Here is a 2,499-nt window from a genome sequence, read left to right as displayed (position 1 = left end):
CAATACTGCCGCCGGAAGTACGTGCTTCGGTGGTGCCAGTTACATCCTCAAAACTCAGACTACCGCCGCTGGTGCTTACGTCGTGGCTCCCGCTTACGTTGGCTAAGGCAATGGAACCGCCACTCGTAGATAGATCGGTCGCCATATCTTCCGGTACGCGAATCTTAAAAGAAATGCTAAGCTTATTGTTCCCCCAACCGCTGCCCTTACGCTTGGCCGAAGCAATAATTTTGTTTCCGTTTTGACTAATATCAATCTCATAATCTTCCAGGTATTCGGCTAAATCTTCGTTATCATCGTCGCTGCTGAACCAGCCGCCCCAGGAACCATTCTTTTTTACGTACATATCGACTTCAACCCGGTTGCCGCTCTGTCCGGTTACTTCAATACTGCCCCCGGAGGTACGAACCATAAGATCGCCTCTGCCGTCCATGGTGAATGTTTTAGATAAGTAAGGATCTTGGTCAGCCGGTTTGGCCGAAACCAAAGTGATTAAAATGGCCAGCGATAGGCCTAAGCTAAGTTGGATTAATTTCATAATTATTTTGTTTTAGTTTCTCAGTGACTATCTATTTTCAAGTAAGATGCCATTATGCTATATTGTTGATAATCAGATTTTTATTAAAGGGTTTATGTTTACAGATTGTGCGGAAGCGAACAGCTTTGTTCAATTTCGGACAGTTATTAGGTATAACCATTAACAAGAAAAATCTAATTATTAGATAATAAGTTTTAGACAAAATACGATGACTACTTTCGCTTCACTCACCGCTGTCACTCAAGGAGAAATCTTTCAAAATCCTCATCCAAGTCAGCCGGTTCAATATCTACTGACTGATAGCCGCAGTGGTATTCAGAATGGGGCTTCTTTGTTTTTTGCTATTAGAGGCGAACGGCACGATGGGCATCAGTATATTGGTGAGCTCTACAAGCGAGGCGTTCGTCAATTTGTGGTTGAGCAACCTCCCGAAGGTATTCTGCCCGAAGCTAATATATTGGTGGTGTCTCATGCTGTAGCCGCTTTGCAACAAATAGTCGCGCATCACCGTCAGCAATTTTCTGTGCCGGTAGTAGGAATTACCGGAAGTAACGGCAAAACTATTGTAAAAGAATGGCTTAGTCAATTATTACTGACTACCGAACGAGTTGTTCGTAATCCCAAAAGCTATAATTCTCAGATCGGCGTACCACTTTCGGTCTGGACAATGAATGACGCTCACACTATCGGAGTATTTGAAGCAGGAGTTTCGCAGGTAGGGGAGATGGGTAAGTTAGCAAAAGTAGTGCAACCGGATATAGGAATATTTACCAATATTGGTCCACCGCACGATGAAGGGTTCACCAGCCGAAGGCAGAAAGTTGAAGAGAAAGCCTTGCTTTTTGGCTCAGCTAGTACCATCATTTATCGTAAAGATTATTCGCTAATTGATGAAGTCTTAAAAGCAAAATTCGTCGAAGAGAAATGCTGCACTTGGTCGACGGATACTGACAATTTGGCTAAATACTCTATCCAGTGGAACAAAAAGCAAGTCAATACAGAAGTAATGGTTAGAGAGTCAGCTAGCCAACAGCATTGGACTTTTGTGGTGCCTTTCCGCGACGAAGCTTCGCTGGAAAATAGTACCCAGGCGCTGATTTTTGGTATTCATCATCAGTATGATTTAAAAAAGTGGCGAGATACTCTTCAGCAATTACGCCCGGTTTCAATGCGTCTGGAATGGAAGCAAGGCATCAATCATTGCTATTTAGTAGACGATAGCTATAGTAATGATTTAGTTAGCTTACAATTAGCCTTGGATTTTCTAAAGCAACAATCGCAGAAAGTAAAGCATACCGTCATACTATCGGATATTTTACAAAGCGGAGAAAGCTCATCAATTTTGTACCAAAAGGTTTCATATCTTCTATTACAAAAAGGAATTGACCGACTGATCGGTATTGGTCCCGAAATTTATCAACAGCAAAGCCTATTCCAATCATTGTCTGTTGAAGCCAGTTTTTATTATAATACCGAAGCATTTCTTGAGGCTTTTTCCTCGGATCAATTTTTTCAGGAGAATATTTTGATTAAAGGAGCCCGGACTTTTCACTTTGAGCGTATTGTTCGCCGATTGCAGCAAAAAATTCATAGTACGGTGCTGGAGATTAATCTGGATGCCATCACACATAATCTTAATCAATACCGTAGTAAGCTTGCCCCATCTACCAAAATTATGGTCATGGTGAAAGCTTTTTCTTACGGCGGGGCAGCATTTGAGATTGCTAATCTTTTACAATTTCATCAGGTAGATTATTTAGGAGTAGCTTACGCCGACGAAGGAGTACGATTGCGCGAACACGGCATCCGTACCCCGATCTTAGTACTTAACCCCGAGCCAGAAGCTTTTGAAATAATGTTAGACTATCAGCTCGAGCCTGAGATATATAGCACTAAACTGCTTAATCAATTCACAGCTTATTTAGATAATTCAGCTAAACGCCTCCCGATTCATCTTATGT

At 41.9% G+C, this 2,499-nt stretch carries 1 protein-coding gene and 1 pseudogene; one reads left to right on the top strand and one right to left on the bottom strand.

Annotation, left to right across the window (positions count from 1 at the left end):
• Positions 1–538, bottom strand: a pseudogene (locus WBA23_RS17810) (DUF4097 family beta strand repeat-containing protein); the annotation flags it as partial.
• A 208-nt stretch (positions 539–746) separates the two neighbouring features.
• On the opposite strand from WBA23_RS17810, the gene WBA23_RS17805 reads away from it, so the two are divergent.
• On the top strand, positions 747–2,499 hold a 1,753-nt coding region (locus WBA23_RS17805), incomplete at its 3' end, for an alanine racemase (protein ID WP_424583636.1).

The organism is Tunicatimonas sp. (genome assembly GCF_049647865.1).
GTDB lineage: Bacteria > Bacteroidota > Bacteroidia > Cytophagales > Cyclobacteriaceae > Tunicatimonas.
The sequence above is the reverse complement of the archived record's forward strand: the minus strand, read 5'-3'. Positions and strand labels throughout refer to the sequence as shown.